We start from the raw sequence: 14,909 nt of genomic DNA, 5'->3' as shown, positions 1-14,909 counted from the left end.
CCGTCCGGTATAACCAGTTTTACCTCCCTCTGGCAGGTAAAAGCATGCGCTCGGCACTAAGAAAGTAGGGCACACCGGCACGCTCGACAGCTTTGCCGACGGTTTACTCGTATTGCTTTCGGGGAGATTAACCAAACTGGTGCCGTATATCACGGATTTCGATAAAACCTACCGCGTGCTGTTCTATTTTGGAAAAGAAACCGATACGCTTGACCCCGAAGGCACCGTCATCGCCGAAAAGCCGCTTCCGGTGTATGCCGACTTTATTGCGGCAATCAAGCAGCTGACCGGAACCATCGAGCAAGTGCCGCCTGTTTATTCGGCGGTAAAGCAGGCGGGGGAGCGACTTTCCGATAGAATACGGCGCGGAGAAGCGGTAACCGTTCCGCCTCGAACCGTTACCGTCTATAGCATCGATATTGAAGAAGTTTTTTATGCCCCGGACACTGATACGAGGGCTGAAAATTTCGGTGCGGATACAGGCGCCGACCATTCCGGCGATAATGTAGCCGCATTGAGTACGGTTCAAAAAGGATTAGGCGCCGAAAAATCCGAAGCGGTCGCAGTTCAAAAAGTCCTTGGCGCCGTGCTGTGCGTGCGCTGTTCCAAGGGGACGTATATCCGCTCATTGGTGCGGGATATTGCCCATCGATGCGGTTCTGCCGCGTATGTCTATGCGCTTCGAAGAACGGCAGTCGGGCCGTTTACCCTTGAACAGGCGGCAGGCTTTTCGGCGCTGCAGCCGTTCGGGAGCGCTGCGGTGAATGCGGCAGATGCGGATTCAACCCGCGCAGCGCCGAAATCCGTCTATGATAGAAGGGTAGGGCAGTGTGGAGCGTACGTGCCGGATTCGCCGCCTGCATCGTATTCGGTTACCGAAGAAGAGGTAAGGCAAGCTGCGCTACCTTTAAGCGAAGCGATTAGCCGTGCTATACATTTTCAGACGGCGGAACTTCAAGCAAAATATTATCCTGCATTTATGAACGGGAAGCCCATCAGTAGGCACTGGTTTACCGGTGCGCAGCCGCTTGCGGACGGCGGAACTATCGCAGTGTTTTACGAAGGACGTTGCGCAGGTTTGATCACAAAAACGGCAACCGGTTTCATTATCAAATAGTATTTAACAGGGGCAGGGTAAACGCATCAGATGCGTAAATTGATTCGTGCGGTGTATATCACAAAGAATCTGATACGTTTACCCTGATAGGCTGGAGTGATGAAGATTATCTATTGGGATGATTTAATAAAAGAAGAAAACATATATCCGCAAGGTTCCGCTATTTCGATAGGCGGGTTTGACGGAGCCGCACCGCGGGCACGAGCGTATCTTATCGGCGGTGTTGAAGGCTGCGCAGCGTAAGGGTATCCCCGCAGGAATCATCACTTTTTTCCGCTCTCCTCGGTCGGTTAAGGCAGGCAACATGTATACAGGCGATGTTTCTACACTGGAAATGAGGCTGCAAAAATTTGCCGAGCAAGGATTTAGCTTTACGGTGCTGATTGACTTTTCCGCTGATTTTGCTAGAATGAAAGGCGCTGTTTTTTTTGACATACTAATAAAAACTATCTGCATAAAATATCTTGCCGTTGGCAGTGATTTTACCTGCGGGTATCGCCACGATACGGGAGTAGGGGACTTACAGCGCCTTGCTCGTGAAAGGGGCTTTTGTTTTGATTCCATTGAACAGCTTTATTCGGCACGGCAGGTGCGTATCAGCTCAAGCGCGATACGGCAGGCCGTTGAACAAGCTGATTTTACCCTTGCAAAAGACCTTCTCGGGTATCCTTTTTTCTTAGATGTCGAAAAAATAGTCCAGCGGAGAGAGAACACTGTATGGTCTATCGAAAAGTCGGCGGTAACACAGATTCTCCCACAGAGCGGACAGTATTCAGCCTGCGCATATTTACGGTCGGGGGTGATTATTCCCGTACAGGTGAAAGTGACGGATACTTTGCTTGAAGTTTCCGAAGAGACCCCAGCGCCGGTTCCGTCCGCTGCAGCAGGAACATTGATACATAAATTGGAATTTATACGGAAGGAGTAAGAAATGGCACTTACAAAAGAAAACACTGCATCGATTGTTATGAAATTCGGTGCAAACGAAAAAGATACGGGCAATACCAGAGTTCAGATTGCCTTGCTGACCGATAGGATCCGCCAGCTCACCGAGCACTGCAAAATCAATAAAAAGGATAAGAGCAGTCAGCGGGGACTTTTGGTATTGGTAGGACAGCGTCGGCGCTTGCTGAAATACTACAAGCGTACCAACCTCGAAGGCTACCGTGCCCTCATTAAGGAATTAGGCTTACGTAAGTAAGATCAGGCTGCTTAACGCATATACGGGCTTTTTAAAATTTCACTTGAATTTTAGAGGCGCTTGCTATTGATTTAAGCAGCATAAGACGGTTACCTATCGGAAACGGGTAGGTAGCCGTTTTTATAAAGTAATTTGAGGAATTGTAATTATATAGAAGGAAAGATTATGAGACAGAGAGTAACGTATAAGATCGGAAATGAAGAGTTAATTTTAGAGACAGGCCATCTGGCAAAACAGGCAAACGGCGCTATTTATGCGCAATTCAGCGGAACCGCAGTGTTGGCAACGGTGTGTGCGTCATCTACGGCAGTTGAGGGACTCGATTATGTACCGGTAACCGTCGATTATAATGAAAAATACTATGCAGCGGGGAAGATACCGGGCGGTTTTATCAAGCGTGAAGGCCGTCCTAAGGATAAAGAGATTTTAGTTTCACGGCTCATCGATCGTCCGATGCGGCCGTTGTTTGAAAAAGCATTCGGACGGGAAATTCAGATTGTACCGACCTGTATTTCCTCGGATATGATCAATCCGCCGGATATTTTAGCGGTTATTGCAAGTTCGGCTGCGGTTGTTATTTCTGACATTCCCTTTAACGGGCCGGTTGCGGGCGCTCGCGTGGCATACCTCGACGGTGAGTTTATAATAAATCCGACGTTCAGCCAGATTGAAAAGGCTGATATGGAAATCGTTGTCGCGGGTACTGCCGAAGGCATTACGATGGTAGAAGGCGGCGCTCACGAGGTGTCGGAAGAGATTATGCTCAAGGCCTTGGAAAAAAAGCGCATGAATTTATCAAAGCGATCTGTGCGCTGCAAAATGAGCTTCGCGCGGCGTGCGGCAAGGAAAAACTACCGCTTGCACCGGTGAATGCAACGCTTGCAAATAAAAGATGCTATTTACGCAAAGGCCTACCCCGAACTTTCCAAAGCCTTATATACAAAGGGCAAGGTAGAGCGCCGCGAAGCCTGCGATGTTATCAGAAAGGCGCTCGCCGAAGAATATGTGGAGCAGCTCGCCGATGAAACACAGGCGAAGCTCTTTGCCGCTTTATTCGACGACATGGAATACCATATTTTTGCGCGAAAACATACTGGAAAAAGGTTTGCGGGTTGACGGGCGCGGCTTGGAAGATATCCGCCCTATTACCTGCGAGATCGGAGTTTGCCGCGGCCGCACGGTTCTGCGGTGTTTTACCCGCGGGGAAACACAGTCGCTTGCCGTTGTTACGCTCGGTACCGTGTTTGACGAACAAGTGTATGACGATATCGAAGGCGACCGGCGGGAGAATTTTATCCTGCATTATAACTTCCCGCCCTATTCGGTCGGTGAAGTGGGACGGCTTGGAACCGGACGCCGTGAAATCGGGCACGGGCACCTTGCGCACCGCTCCTTGATGCCGATGATTCCGTCCAGAGAAGCGTTCCCGTATACCATCCGAGTGGTTTCCGAAATTCTGGAATCTAACGGTTCTTCGTCAATGGCAACCGTGTGCGGCGGTACGCTTTCGCTGCTGCACGCCGGCGTTCCGATGAAAAACCGGTAGCGGGTATTGCAATGGGGCTTATCACCGATGGAAGCCGCTTTGCGGTACTCTCCGATATTCTGGGCGAAGAAGATCACCTCGGCGATATGGACTTTAAAGTTGCCGGTACCGCAGAAGGCATCACCGGCTTCCAGATGGATATTAAAATCGCCGGCGTTTCCGCTGAGATTATGCAAAAGCGCTTGAGCAGGCAAAAAAGGCCGGCTCCATATTCTCGGCATTATGAATCAGACTATTTCCAAACCCTCCGAGCAAGTGTCCAAGTATGCGCCGCGGATTGAAACACTCAAGATTCCGGTTGATAAGATCAGGCGCTCATTGGGCCGGGCGGAAAGATTATCAAGGCGCTGTCCGAACAATACCATGTAACAATCAATACCGAGAACGACGGTACGGTTACCATCTACGGGCGGGATTCTTCGTCTGCGCTCGGTGCCAAGGCTGCGGTTACCGGCATTGTGGAAGATCCTGAGGTCGGCAGAATTTATGAAGGTACCGTTAAGTGCATCAAGGATTTCGGCGCCTTTATCGAAATTCTGCCCGGTAAAGAAGGACTCTGTCATATTTCCAAGCTGTCGCGCAGCCGCATTGAAAAAGTTACCGATGTGCTGCAGGAAGGACAAAAAGTACCCGTCAAACTATTGGAAATCGATAAGCTCGGCCGCTTAAATCTTTCGTATATCGATGCCTGTGAAGAGCAGGAAAAACCGGCAGCCATTAAGCCGTTCACTGAGGAAAAACGGTGAGTATTGCTGATGGGGCGGTAAGGGTTTTTTCCGTACTCAAGGAAGGAGCCTTGCTGCCTGAATATCAAACACCCGGTTCTGCAGGCGCGGATTTACATGCGTATCTTGCAGAGCCGGTAACGCTGAACCCGATGGAGCGTAAACTCATCCCGACGGGACTGTTTGTTGAATTACCTGTGGGGTACGAACTGCAAGTGCGTCCGCGGTCGGGGCTTGCGCTCAAGTACGGTATTACGGTGCTCAATACTCCCGGTACGGTTGATTCCGATTACCGCGGAGAGCTGTGCGTGCTGTTGGTAAACCTCGGCAGCGAACCTTTTACCGTACAAAACGGCGACAGGATTGCACAAGCCGTAGTTGCGCAGGCGGTTCAGGTGAGTTTTGTACAAACCGATGAGCTTTCAAAAACCGGACGGGGCTGCAACGGATATGGCTCTACCGGCATTGCGTAAATTGATATAAGGGTGATTAGGGCATGAGGATGTTGAAAAAGTAACCAACTTTTGAGACATCCCTGTTCCTATAACAGTGATTAACGGTATAAAAGATGATAGGCATAAGACAAAAGCAGCTTTTTTTATATATTGTCAAAGAGATGCTGCTGTACTTTTTTGTCTGCTTTTTGTTTTTATTCTTTATATTTTTTGTTAATAATATTCTGTTGCTGGCGGAAGATGTCCTTTCAAAACAAGCTCCTTTTAAAGATGTCGCATTGCTGATGCTCTATTCGCTTCCTGCTGTTATCGCGAATGCCGCTCCCTTTGCCGCCTTGATCGGTACGCTCATGGGGATCGGTCGCTTTGTCAGTGATTTGGAATTTCTTTCCATGAACGCACTGGGTATTTCGCCTCGCTTTTTAATGTTACCGGTGTTATTGGTCGGTTTAGCGGTTTCAATTGTTTCCTTTTTTACCAACGATGTATTGCTGCCTGCCAGCGCCGTTAATTTTAGGCGCGTCTATTGGGATATTGCAACCTCAACCCCTGCGCTGGAGCTTTCTTCTTATTCCGTAAAACGCAATCGTAATGCGGTTGTTGTAACGGGATTAATACAGGATGGAAAAATTCATAATCTTTTGATTGTTGATAAGAATGCGGATAAAGCATTCCGTATACTTGGCACACAGACTGCCGAGATTGAAAAGTCCGATGATCCGTCAATCGTGATGTCACTCAAAATGGCGCTGCCGCACCTTCTTATCTTAGATCCTTCTGATAAAAAAAAAATATGATGCGGTAAATGGCGAAGCGGTAACCTACAACATACTTGCAAAGAGTATTAAGTCCTCTTATTTTAATACGATTGGACCTTCTGAAATGTCCTCTGTTGATCTCTATAAAGATATAAAGGAAAAACAAACGCAAAACGAAGATAATCGGACACTCAATCTGTATTGGATGGAATTGCATAAGAAGTTTTCTATTCCTTTCGGCGCCTTCTTTTTTGTATTGCTTGCCTTTGCCATCAGCAGTGCCGGTAAGGTACATAATCAAGGTGTTGGTTTTGTATTAGGTCTTTTAATAGCCGTTGCATATTGGGCGCTGTTTATGGGCGGGCAAACGCTCTGTTTACGGCTTGATTGGAACGGTACTTCCGCCATGTGGGTACCCAATATTATGGTCTTTACCGCATCCATTGTGTTGCTGGGGAAAAAATTATTCAGATGAAAATTCTTCAACGATACTTGCTGCAGCTCTTTTTCCCTGTCTTTGTGATAACGATTTTATTTTTTATTTTGCTCCTGCAGCTTGGTGATCTTTTTCTCAATCTACCGCAGTATTTGCAAAATCAAGCACGCTTTGTTACACTGCTTCGGGTGATGTATTTGTATTTGCCCAAGTGTATATCGTTTGCAATGCCTCTTTTTCTGTTTTTTGTTTGCAAGTTCGTATACAATGGGAAATATGTACGCAAAAATGAACTTACTTCGATCTTTTGCTTCCGGTATGCCGCTTGCCGTGTTGGTGGCTCCGCTTGTACTGTGCGGATTTTTTGTTATCGATAGGGATGTTTTATTTTGAGGATCGTATCTTAATTCACTTTCAACGGCAGAAAATTGCACTGGTAAATTCTATCTTGGAACCTCAACAGAATTTGAATAGCAATGATTTGGTTGTTTTATCCGATTCGGGGAAGGTTGTGTATTTTGCCGATTATTACGATGATAATCAAAAGGAATTGAACAATGTGCTGATTGTGATACGTACCGAATCGGGTGATATTTCTACCATTATAAAAGGTAATTCGGCACAGTGGCAAACCGATCATTGGGAGGTAACGGATAAATCAATCTACACCTTTACCGCCGATAATGAGGTCCTCTCTACCAAGATTCAATCGATGCGAAACTTTTTTCGAACCTCCCGAAACCTTTCAACGGAATATTACATCTATTGATGAGATGACTATTGCACAGGCAAAACTCTTTATCAATAATTTAAAAAAATGGGGTTACCCTACCATGAATACCTTTCACAATATTACCGCCGTTTTTCATTCCGTTTACAACGTTCATTGTTTTGTTTTTTTTTTGTTTCCATCGGCGGCCGCTTTAAAAAAATATCCTGCTGATGAGTTTGCTCTTTAGTTTAGCCCTTGCAGTTCTCTATTATGTTACCGAGATGATGACCATGCTTTTTGCAAAATGGGAGTATATTTCCCCGCTTGCAGGCGCGTTTCTCCCTCTTTTAATTTTTACGTTCTTGAGCATTGCTATGCTGAGAATAGCGCGCACGTAAAAATCATACCTGCTAAACTTCCGTTCCGGAACTAAACCCTAGAATCACGGCGGGTTCTTAGGGTAGAACCCTAAGCGGCTATTTTGAAAATAGGATGGGTTCTAGGGAAGGGAAGAAATCTTTTATCCGAAAAAAGTGTCTTCCCTTCCCTAATTGATTTTGAATTTAGCAACTTCTGCGACTAAACTCTCGATACTCCGCTTATTCTGCTGCGTAATACCGTTAACCTCCTGTACCGCATTGTTGATTTGTACGGCGCCGGAAGCCATTTCGTTCATACTGTCGGTAATAACGCGGGTAAGGTTATCAATTTTCGCATTTCTTCCGCGACTCCTTCACTGCCTTTCAGCATTTCAGCGGAACCTGCTTGAACCTCAACGTTACCATATTGATATTTTTTTTGATAGCGGTAAGCACTTCTCTGCTGCCGTGTTCTTGTTCGCGCATTGCCTCAGTAAGGCGGTTACTCATCTCTTTAACCTGTTCGGCAAGGGTAAAGATTGTATTGAATTTTCCTTCGACGATTTTGGAAGAATCGGAAAGCGTTTCAATTTCACCTGATAGCGTTTTAAAGTGTTGTTGTTATCGTTTTCCCTTGAGCAGCCAGAATCTTCGGCAAGTTTGCGGATTTCATCTGCGACAACGGCGAAACCTTTTCCTGCTTCCCCTGCGTGTGCGGCTTCTATTGCAGCATTCATTTGCCAGCAGGTTTGTTTTTGCGATGCAATATGTTGAATAACGCTTGATGCTTCTATCAGAGAGCCCGATTCTTCGGCAATCTTTTTGGTAACTGCATTGGATGTTATCAATGTGTGTTTTCCGTCTCCCGTAGCACCGGTAAGGCTTTTGATAGCTTCGTCGGTTTTACCGAGCGTCTGCCCGATGGATGTAATGTTGGCAACCATTTGTTCTATTGATGCAGAAGATTGCGCAACACTCGCGGCTTGCGTTTCGATACTGCCGTTAAGCTGTCGAATAGTGCGTACTATCTCTTCGATAGTAGTTGCTGTTTCGGTAACGCTTGCAGCCTGTGTAAGGGCTTGCTGTTTAACGCTTTCGATATTTGCATTTATTTGATGTACGGCGCTTGCCGTTTCGGTCATGTTGCTTGCAAGCTCTTCACCGACAGCCTGCATAACCTCTGAGGCTATCTTCGACCGTTTTAACTGATGTACCGATCTTCTCTATTGTCTGATTAAAGTAATTGGAAAAGATCGGTTATCTCATCATACCCTACGACCGGTAAGCGTACCGTTAAATCACCCTCTCCTTGTGCTATATCTTTTAATGCTTCCACTGCTGCCTTTATCGGCTTTACTATTTTATATGCAGTGATATACACGATGATAATTGCGAGTATTAAGATTATAGTTGTAATGCTATACAATACTTTTTGCATAACCGTTATACTGCCTAAAAATTCATGTATGGGAGCGGAAAGAATAACCCGCCATCCGGTACTTGCAATTACGCCGAAAGCAGCTATTTGTTCTTCGCCTTTCCACTGAAAGTATCCTGCATCCGATTCTGTAGATTGCAACGCTTTTTTTTCGAATGCGGCTATTTCGACAAAGGAAGGATCGCTTTTCGCTTTTTCTATGCTGTTTTCTTGGGATTTTACCGCTTCAATGTCAGGGTCTCCGATGGTATTGCGGAAAGGCCGATAACATAGCAGTCACCTGTTTCTCCAATTACAATATCGGATATCATTTTTTGAAAGACCTGATGCATCTACCCGTGCATATAAAACACCGATAATGTTCTTTTCGTCATCATAAATCGGAACGGAGAAAAATGTGAAAAGCTCATTGGTTACCCGCGAAAGCATCGGTTCCGTTACAAATGTTTTTCCGTTGAGTGCAGATTGATAATATTCCCGATCGGCAACATTCAATTGTCTCCCATCGGTAAGCCATGCATTTCCCATCCTGTTGCAAAGTCCGAATGCATTTATTTCAGAATTGTTGAATGCGAGTTCATTTTGCAAGGATAGAAATTTTTGTTCATACGGGATATCTTTTCTCAGGGCCTCTTGCCGTGCGATAGCGGAGAGGGTGGCAACAAAAGTATTAATGCGTTCATCTATCAGAGCAGCTGTGTCTTTCGCCTCTTCGATAAGTTGGATGTGGACTTTTTCCAACAGCGCTTTTTTTTTTTTTTCGTTGTTGCGGTAATTCCTAAAACAGAAATCGCAAGCAGCATTAACAAGCCGAATACACAGATAAGTTTACGTCGAATTGAAAAATATTTTCGGGGGTTATACTTTTTCATTCATTTTGTCAAGCCTCTCTCAAATAAAATATTTCCTAAATATCGATTTTCTCGGCTATATATAATCCGTATCGATACTTAATAGGGCTTGATTATATTCATAAAGATATTCTTTTGCAAGAGAGCGGCTATTTTCTATATTTAACCGTAAATATTGTAGGATGCTATAAAGAGAGGCTGTTCGTAAAGGATGGGGGCGTTTATGCTTCTTTTTTTTTTTTATCGCGACCTGATCGATTCGCTGTCCATGCATACTGAGTACCGTACAGATAGAGGAGCCGATATCAATACTATCACCCGGATGAGGAATGGCACCGAATCGTGCAAACAAATAACCGGCAAAGGTGTAGTATTCTTCCGTAGGGGGGGCGTTCGATATCTTCTAAAAGATGTAGAACCTGCACTTCGTCAAGGCTCATCTGTGCGCTTATAACAATGCTGCCGTCGGCTTGCGTAAGCTGTTGCCGTTTGGTATGCTCGGATGTCCGAACGGTTTCATTAAATACGCTGTTTAATAAGCCGTTCTTTGTTATAAAACCTTCAATGCCGCCGTATTCATCGATAACACAGGCTGCATTTGCTTTATGCTCGTTCAGTAATTCAAGCGTATGTTTAATGGTTTGCGATTCGGGAATAAACAGCGGTTTGGTTAAAATCTTTTGTAAATTCGGCGGCGGTGTTTCCAGTCTGCTTTGCAGGTAGTCTCGGACACTCAGGATTCCGATAACCGCATCAATTTTACCTGCACATACCGGAAAATAGCTTAACTCCTTTTGAGTTTTTATCAACATAAGGATATCTTGGCTCTTATCGACAATATCGATCCACACAATGTCGGAACGGTACGTCATACAGCTGCCGATTTTCCGCATATATACGGATAGCCTTTTCTCTTTGCCGGATGCTGTGCCGGTAACGGAAGATTCATACGGTATGTGCAGCGTAAAAAATACAGAGCATAAGGTTCGAATATTATCTATAAACTGAGATCGACGAGCGCTGCTGTACGTGCTGTGCCGGCATAGATACTCTCTTTATGCGCATAAGGCCGTTTCAGCGATGCAATTTGCTGCCGTAAGCCGGCAATATGCGTTTGCAGCAGTTCGCGGTTTTTTTTATTCTGAGCCAAAACTCTTTTTTGTAAGTCATCCAAATCCGTTTTAAGATGAGGAATATCCGAATGTTGTGTATTCTTGCAGATATTGGTATACATATATTCCAGCGGATCGATTACTTTTTGAATAGTAAATATTTCGGCAATAATTGATTCTTCAAGCTCCGTGTGCTGTAAGACAGCATCGGCGTTTTCGTCGGAAATGCTTTTTTCTTGTTTTTCCAATACCATCAGGTATTCGCGGAATTTAAGCCGCTGCTGCTCTAACAGCAACCTGAATCGTTTGAGGACTGCAACCCGTTCGGCAATTTCGGAATCGTTAAGCGTGGCTGTATGCATGGTCTTACCCTGCTATATTGACGCCGGAAACAACCGGTTTCATTTCTGTTGCAGCGGCGGCAGTTGAATTGACAACATGATGCCATGCTTCGCGCAGTTCTTCCATCATGCTACGTACTGTGATAAGCGGTTGCGGATCCTTTTGCATATTGGCTTGAAAAAGCTGTTGGTTAAAGAAAGAGTAAAGCGATAAGAGATTTTCAGCAATTTCTCCTCCTTCATCCATATTTAAGGATGCCATTAGCTCGGTAATAACATCCTGCGCTTTTAAGATGTACTGATGAATGCGTTCGATATTTTCCGCTTCGATTTTTCCGTCAGGCATGCCTTCAATGGCAAGGGTAATATTTTTAATACCCTCATCATACAGCATAATGATCAGAGAACCCGGACTTGCTGTCTTTACACGTGTCTCTTTATATGCCGTTAAGGCTTGACTGTTATAACTCATTTTAATCCCCCATGCGATCGCGTGTTCCTTCTATCTTATCGGCAAAAGAACCGGTCTGTTGAGCTTCTGAATGAAGAATTTTCCGCTTTTTCTGCTGACTATGATGTACGGTAAGTACATTAGTTAAACATAAAACAAAAATTAATGGGTTATTCGGTTAAAAAGGGTAAGTATGCGGTTATAAGCGGATGAAGGGAGTCGAACCCTCGTCTCCAGCTTGGAAGGCTGGGGTAATAGCCGTTATACGACATCCGCAAAAATATGAAGCTACTATACCGAAAAACACCTGATATGTCAATCGGAATCTGAATTTTTTTATACGGCAGGCTCCGGCTTTCGCCGAAACCTGCCGTATACGAGGCATCTTGAAAAAGTTTTTTCAAGATGCCTGCATACTCATTTTTTACTCATAGCTGATTTCCATAAGATTTTCGTTGCCAAATTCTTTCGCACGCTCTTTGGTAAACGGGAATTCCAGAACCGGCATTGCTCCGAAACCGATATACTCATCGTTTATCTTCCATTTTACTGCAGAACCGTCTGTTGTTTTAAAGGTGAGAAAATCTCCTTCATCCCGCATGCCGGGATTAATAAGTGTAGTATCAAGCGGTTTCGTACATCGTATTTTTGAAGTATCGAACCGCAGCTCTAACTTTTCTGCAGTCTTTTCCGTGTACTCGAAGCGAAGGCTGGAAGCCTCCGCACCAACCCTATACCAGCACAAATTTCCCTCCCTGGTTTTTACAGGAGCGCCATTTACCGTCCATGAATCGGCCATCTTTCCGGCAGAAGGTTGAGCGATAAATATGAGCTCTTCATTTTCGTAAACGGTAGCGCCGTCAGTTACCGGTGTGCCGGTGTTGGTATACAAAACAATGTTTTTCCAGCATTTCATTTTGCGAGAATCAAAGTGTATGACCGCTTGTGCCGCTGTTCTGGGCGTGTAGTCAATGTTTATAACGCCGCCTTGCACGTCTTCAGCCTTTACGGTGTAAGTAAACCATGGCTGTGTTGCATAGTCTTTTTCCACGCCGTTGACCGTCCACTTGTTCACCGTCTGTCCGGCAGGCGGCGTCGCAGCAAAGTCCAGCACATCATTTTCATACACCGTGTCGCCTGTGTTAACAAAAGTATAGGTTCTCTGATTCCGGCATTTCATTTTGGAGGGATCAAACTGTATGGTTCCATGCGCCGCTGTTCTGGGCGTGTAGTCAATGTTTATAGCGCCGCCTTGTACATCATCAGCCCGTACGGTGTAAGAAAAAAACTGGTTGTGTCGCATAGTCTTTTTCCACATTGTTGACCGACCACTTACCAACCGTCTGTCCGGAAGGCGGCGTCGCAGTAAAGTTCAGCACATCATTTTCGTACACTGTGGTACCTGTAGTAATATCGTCTCCGCCATCTTTCGAGCAGGTCATTTTGGAGGGAGCAAACTGTATGGTTCCATGCGCCACGGTTTTTATCGCACAGTCAACCTTTATAGAGCCGCTCGGCGCATCCGCAGTTTTCACCTTGTAATGAAAAAGGGGCTTGATTGTCCACCCTGGTCCACGTCGTTGACCGTCCACTTGTCAACCGTCTGTCCCGTAGACAGCGTCGCAGTAAAGAAAAGCTCATCATTTTCATGCACTGTGTCGCCTGGGTTAATATCACCTCCACCGTTTTTCCGACAGGTCATTTTGGAGGGAGCAAACTGAATAGTAATTTTCCATTGTGCGTAGAGCGTAATCTCCGCAGTAACGGTATCGGTTGCAAAGTTCCATGGTGTGGTACAAGTGTTTTCTTTATACCAACCGCCGAAGGTAAAAGAAGCCTTTACCGGATCAGCCGGTTTTTGAACTGTTTTACCGTGTTCTACCTCAAGCGGCGTTACCGCTGTGCCGCCTTGTGTGTCAAAGTTTACCGTGTATTTTTTTAAGGTAAACGTTACCGTTACCGTGCTGTCTTGTGTTACGGTGAGGGTTGCGGTTTTATTATCTGATGCAGCCGTTGCACCCGTCCAGCCGGAAATATCATAGCCGGTATTCGGTACGGCAGTAAATTCAGGACGGTTCCTTTTTCTATCTTTTTTCTGGGCTAACGGGCGTGCCGTTTGTGTCTTTTGCGCTTATCAAACCGCCTGCAGCCGGGCTGGCGTTATAATGAACGGTGCACAATTCCGTTGCCGGAGCGCTTTGTGCCTTAAATTTGACCGTTGCCGTTATATCTTTATCCGCCTTTACCGTAATCTCCGGCTCGGTCTTTTTTTCTTCATTAATCAATATATAATCAATTTCGTAGCCGGGATCCGCGGCGGCTGTAAAGGTAACATCCGTACCTTTTTTTTTACCGATGCTCCCGAGGTCAGGTTCGTATCGCCTGCTTTTGCCGTAAGCGTACCGTGCCCGCCTTTTACCGCAAATGTTACGGTAACGGTTGCAGGGGCAACAGCCGTCCATTTTGCATACAATGTAATATCCGCGGTAACGGTATCGGTTGCAAAGTTCCACGGCGTTGTACAAGCGCTTTCTTTATACCAGCCGCCGAAGGTAAACCCATCTTTTGCCGGATCAGCCGGTTGTGCAATCGTTTTACCCTGTCCTGCCTGAATCGGTGCTACCGCAGAGCCTCCCTGTGCGTCAAAGGTTACCGTATAAGTAACCGTATCCGCCGCCTTAAACTTCACGGTTACCGTTAAGTCTTTATCCGCCTTTACCGTAATACTCGTATCGGATTTTGTTTCTCCGTTAACACTCAAAGATTCAACGGCGTAGCCAGGATCCGCGGCGGCTGTAAAGGTAACATCCGTACCTTTTTTTTACCTGTGCGCCCGACTTTAATTCCTTACCGTCTGCTTTTGCCGTAAGCGTACCGCCGGTTCCATCGCTTACCGTGAACATTACGGTAACGACAGGCGTCCATTTTGCATACAATGTAATATCCGCGGTAACGGTATCGGTTGCAAAGTTCCACGGCGTTGTACAAGCGCTTTCTTTATACCAGCCGCCGAAGGTAAAAGAAGCTCTTACCGGATCAGCCGGTTTTGCAATTGTTTTACCCTGTGCTGCATTAATCGGCGCTACCGTAGAGCCCCCTTGCGCGTCGAAGGTTACCGTATAGGGCGTTGGGGTGGGATTGAGGCCTTTACAGCTAAGAAAAACGCTTAATCCCGATGCCATAAGAAGCAGGAGGAGAATGCCTCGTAACATGTTTCTCATCTTCATAATGATACTCCTTTATTATTTGGGCATCTGCAAAAAATTTGAGAGGGATTTTTTTAGATGCCGTTTTCGTTTCTTTGTGAGCTTGTGCAGCCTTTCGATTGTTCACCACGGATGATTGGATCACTTACACATGGCTCTCAAAAGAATCAACTTATCTTCCATTATCCCCCCCCCCCCCCT

General features: G+C 45.7%; 17 protein-coding genes, 1 tRNA gene and 5 pseudogenes. 11 read left to right on the top strand and 12 right to left on the bottom strand.

Annotated features, from left to right (window positions below):
• Positions 1 to 100: 100 nt before the first annotated feature.
• The 11 genes and pseudogenes from truB to GWP40_RS13025 all read left to right on the top strand — a co-directional run.
• Positions 101 to 1,117: pseudogene (gene truB, locus GWP40_RS10780) on the top strand (tRNA pseudouridine(55) synthase TruB); the annotation flags it as partial.
• A gap of 99 nt (positions 1,118 to 1,216) precedes the next feature.
• Entirely contained in the window at positions 1,217 to 1,360 is a 144-nt protein-coding gene (locus GWP40_RS13030) for a hypothetical protein (protein ID WP_230974420.1), read from the top strand.
• Positions 1,296 to 2,045 carry an FAD synthetase family protein gene (locus tag GWP40_RS10775; protein WP_230974419.1) on the top strand — a complete coding sequence of 250 codons (750 nt, stop codon included), beginning with the start codon at positions 1,296 to 1,298 and terminating at the stop codon, positions 2,043 to 2,045. The genes GWP40_RS13030 and GWP40_RS10775 overlap by 65 nt, the downstream gene beginning before the upstream one ends.
• A 3-nt stretch (positions 2,046 to 2,048) precedes the next feature.
• Entirely contained in the window at positions 2,049 to 2,318 is a 270-nt protein-coding gene (gene rpsO, locus GWP40_RS10770; RefSeq protein WP_212565330.1) for a 30S ribosomal protein S15, read from the top strand.
• A gap of 165 nt (positions 2,319 to 2,483) precedes the next feature.
• A pseudogene (pnp, locus tag GWP40_RS10765) lies at positions 2,484 to 4,610 on the top strand (polyribonucleotide nucleotidyltransferase).
• Positions 4,607 to 5,062: a dUTP diphosphatase gene (dut, locus tag GWP40_RS10760; protein WP_212565329.1), complete on the top strand. Its 456-nt coding sequence runs from the start codon at positions 4,607 to 4,609 to the stop codon at positions 5,060 to 5,062. The pseudogene pnp and the gene dut overlap by 4 nt, the downstream one beginning before the upstream one ends.
• Before the next feature lie 95 nt (positions 5,063 to 5,157).
• On the top strand, positions 5,158 to 5,841 hold the full coding sequence (locus GWP40_RS13295) for an LptF/LptG family permease (protein WP_269140244.1): 684 nt from the start codon (positions 5,158 to 5,160) through the stop codon (positions 5,839 to 5,841).
• A gap of 85 nt (positions 5,842 to 5,926) precedes the next feature.
• Positions 5,927 to 6,277, top strand: a complete 351-nt coding sequence (locus GWP40_RS13290; RefSeq protein ID WP_230974430.1) for an LptF/LptG family permease — start codon at positions 5,927 to 5,929, stop codon at positions 6,275 to 6,277.
• Positions 6,274 to 6,486: pseudogene (locus GWP40_RS13615) on the top strand (LptF/LptG family permease); the annotation flags it as partial. The gene GWP40_RS13290 and the pseudogene GWP40_RS13615, both read left to right, overlap by 4 nt.
• Positions 6,487 to 6,617: 131 nt before the next feature.
• Positions 6,618 to 7,007: an LptF/LptG family permease gene (locus tag GWP40_RS13280; RefSeq protein WP_269140261.1), complete on the top strand. Its 390-nt coding sequence runs from the start codon at positions 6,618 to 6,620 to the stop codon at positions 7,005 to 7,007.
• Between the two features lie 179 nt (positions 7,008 to 7,186).
• Positions 7,187 to 7,348, top strand: coding sequence for an LptF/LptG family permease (locus GWP40_RS13025; protein WP_230974418.1), 162 nt, complete (start codon positions 7,187 to 7,189; stop codon positions 7,346 to 7,348).
• A gap of 149 nt (positions 7,349 to 7,497) precedes the next feature.
• Here GWP40_RS13025 and GWP40_RS10745 read toward each other — a convergent pair.
• The 12 genes and pseudogenes from GWP40_RS10745 to GWP40_RS10695 form a co-directional block, all read right to left on the bottom strand.
• Positions 7,498 to 9,619: pseudogene (locus GWP40_RS10745) on the bottom strand (methyl-accepting chemotaxis protein).
• Positions 9,620 to 9,674: 55 nt separating this feature from the next.
• Positions 9,675 to 9,950, bottom strand: a complete 276-nt coding sequence (locus GWP40_RS13020) for a transporter associated domain-containing protein (RefSeq protein ID WP_230974417.1) — start codon at positions 9,948 to 9,950, stop codon at positions 9,675 to 9,677.
• Positions 9,913 to 10,491 (bottom strand): CBS domain-containing protein, encoded by a 579-nt coding sequence (locus tag GWP40_RS10740; protein ID WP_230974416.1) that lies wholly within the window; start codon positions 10,489 to 10,491, stop codon positions 9,913 to 9,915. The genes GWP40_RS13020 and GWP40_RS10740 overlap by 38 nt, the downstream gene beginning before the upstream one ends.
• A gap of 104 nt (positions 10,492 to 10,595) precedes the next feature.
• Positions 10,596 to 11,072, bottom strand: a complete 477-nt coding sequence (locus GWP40_RS10735) for a flagellar biosynthesis protein FlgN (protein ID WP_212565328.1) — start codon at positions 11,070 to 11,072, stop codon at positions 10,596 to 10,598.
• 4 nt (positions 11,073 to 11,076) lie between these two features.
• Positions 11,077 to 11,523 carry a flagellar export chaperone FliS gene (fliS, locus tag GWP40_RS10730; RefSeq protein ID WP_212565327.1) on the bottom strand — a complete coding sequence of 149 codons (447 nt, stop codon included), beginning with the start codon at positions 11,521 to 11,523 and terminating at the stop codon, positions 11,077 to 11,079.
• A 183-nt stretch (positions 11,524 to 11,706) separates the two neighbouring features.
• Positions 11,707 to 11,778, bottom strand: a tRNA-Gly gene (locus GWP40_RS10725).
• Between the two features lie 148 nt (positions 11,779 to 11,926).
• Positions 11,927 to 12,805 carry a hypothetical protein gene (locus tag GWP40_RS10720; RefSeq protein ID WP_212565326.1) on the bottom strand — a complete coding sequence of 293 codons (879 nt, stop codon included), beginning with the start codon at positions 12,803 to 12,805 and terminating at the stop codon, positions 11,927 to 11,929.
• Positions 12,765 to 13,094 carry a hypothetical protein gene (locus GWP40_RS10715; protein WP_212565325.1) on the bottom strand — a complete coding sequence of 110 codons (330 nt, stop codon included), beginning with the start codon at positions 13,092 to 13,094 and terminating at the stop codon, positions 12,765 to 12,767. Before GWP40_RS10715 ends, GWP40_RS10720 begins: the two co-directional genes overlap by 41 nt.
• Positions 13,034 to 13,555: pseudogene (locus tag GWP40_RS10710) on the bottom strand (InlB B-repeat-containing protein); the annotation flags it as partial. The gene GWP40_RS10715 and the pseudogene GWP40_RS10710, both read right to left, overlap by 61 nt.
• 31 nt (positions 13,556 to 13,586) lie before the next feature.
• Entirely contained in the window at positions 13,587 to 13,787 is a 201-nt protein-coding gene (locus GWP40_RS10705) for a hypothetical protein (RefSeq protein ID WP_212565324.1), read from the bottom strand.
• Positions 13,784 to 14,263, bottom strand: coding sequence for an InlB B-repeat-containing protein (locus GWP40_RS10700; protein ID WP_212565323.1), 480 nt, complete (start codon positions 14,261 to 14,263; stop codon positions 13,784 to 13,786). Before GWP40_RS10700 ends, GWP40_RS10705 begins: the two co-directional genes overlap by 4 nt.
• Positions 14,264 to 14,267: 4 nt before the next feature.
• A complete protein-coding gene (locus GWP40_RS10695) occupies positions 14,268 to 14,729 on the bottom strand; it encodes an InlB B-repeat-containing protein (RefSeq protein WP_212565322.1) in 462 nt (153 codons plus the stop codon).
• Positions 14,730 to 14,909: the final 180 nt, after the last annotated feature.

The sequence above is a fragment of the Treponema vincentii genome (assembly GCF_018336815.1).
Taxonomy (GTDB): domain Bacteria; phylum Spirochaetota; class Spirochaetia; order Treponematales; family Treponemataceae; genus Treponema.
The sequence above is the reverse complement of the archived record's forward strand: the minus strand, read 5'-3'. Positions and strand labels throughout refer to the sequence as shown.

Coding starts and splice junctions, on each gene's coding strand:
- GWP40_RS13030 (WP_230974420.1), top strand. CDS start 1,217: ATGAAGATTATCTATTGGGATGATTTAATAAAAGAAGAAAACATATAT.
- rpsO (WP_212565330.1), top strand. CDS start 2,049: ATGGCACTTACAAAAGAAAACACTGCATCGATTGTTATGAAATTCGGT.
- GWP40_RS13295 (WP_269140244.1), top strand. CDS start 5,158: ATGATAGGCATAAGACAAAAGCAGCTTTTTTTATATATTGTCAAAGAG.
- GWP40_RS13290 (WP_230974430.1), top strand. CDS start 5,927: ATGTCCTCTGTTGATCTCTATAAAGATATAAAGGAAAAACAAACGCAA.
- GWP40_RS13280 (WP_269140261.1), top strand. CDS start 6,618: ATGTTTTATTTTGAGGATCGTATCTTAATTCACTTTCAACGGCAGAAA.
- GWP40_RS10740 (WP_230974416.1), bottom strand. CDS start 10,491: ATGCGGAAAATCGGCAGCTGTATGACGTACCGTTCCGACATTGTGTGG.
- GWP40_RS10735 (WP_212565328.1), bottom strand. CDS start 11,072: ATGCATACAGCCACGCTTAACGATTCCGAAATTGCCGAACGGGTTGCA.
- fliS (WP_212565327.1), bottom strand. CDS start 11,523: ATGAGTTATAACAGTCAAGCCTTAACGGCATATAAAGAGACACGTGTA.
- GWP40_RS10720 (WP_212565326.1), bottom strand. CDS start 12,805: ATGCGACACAACCAGTTTTTTTCTTACACCGTACGGGCTGATGATGTA.
- GWP40_RS10695 (WP_212565322.1), bottom strand. CDS start 14,729: ATGAAGATGAGAAACATGTTACGAGGCATTCTCCTCCTGCTTCTTATG.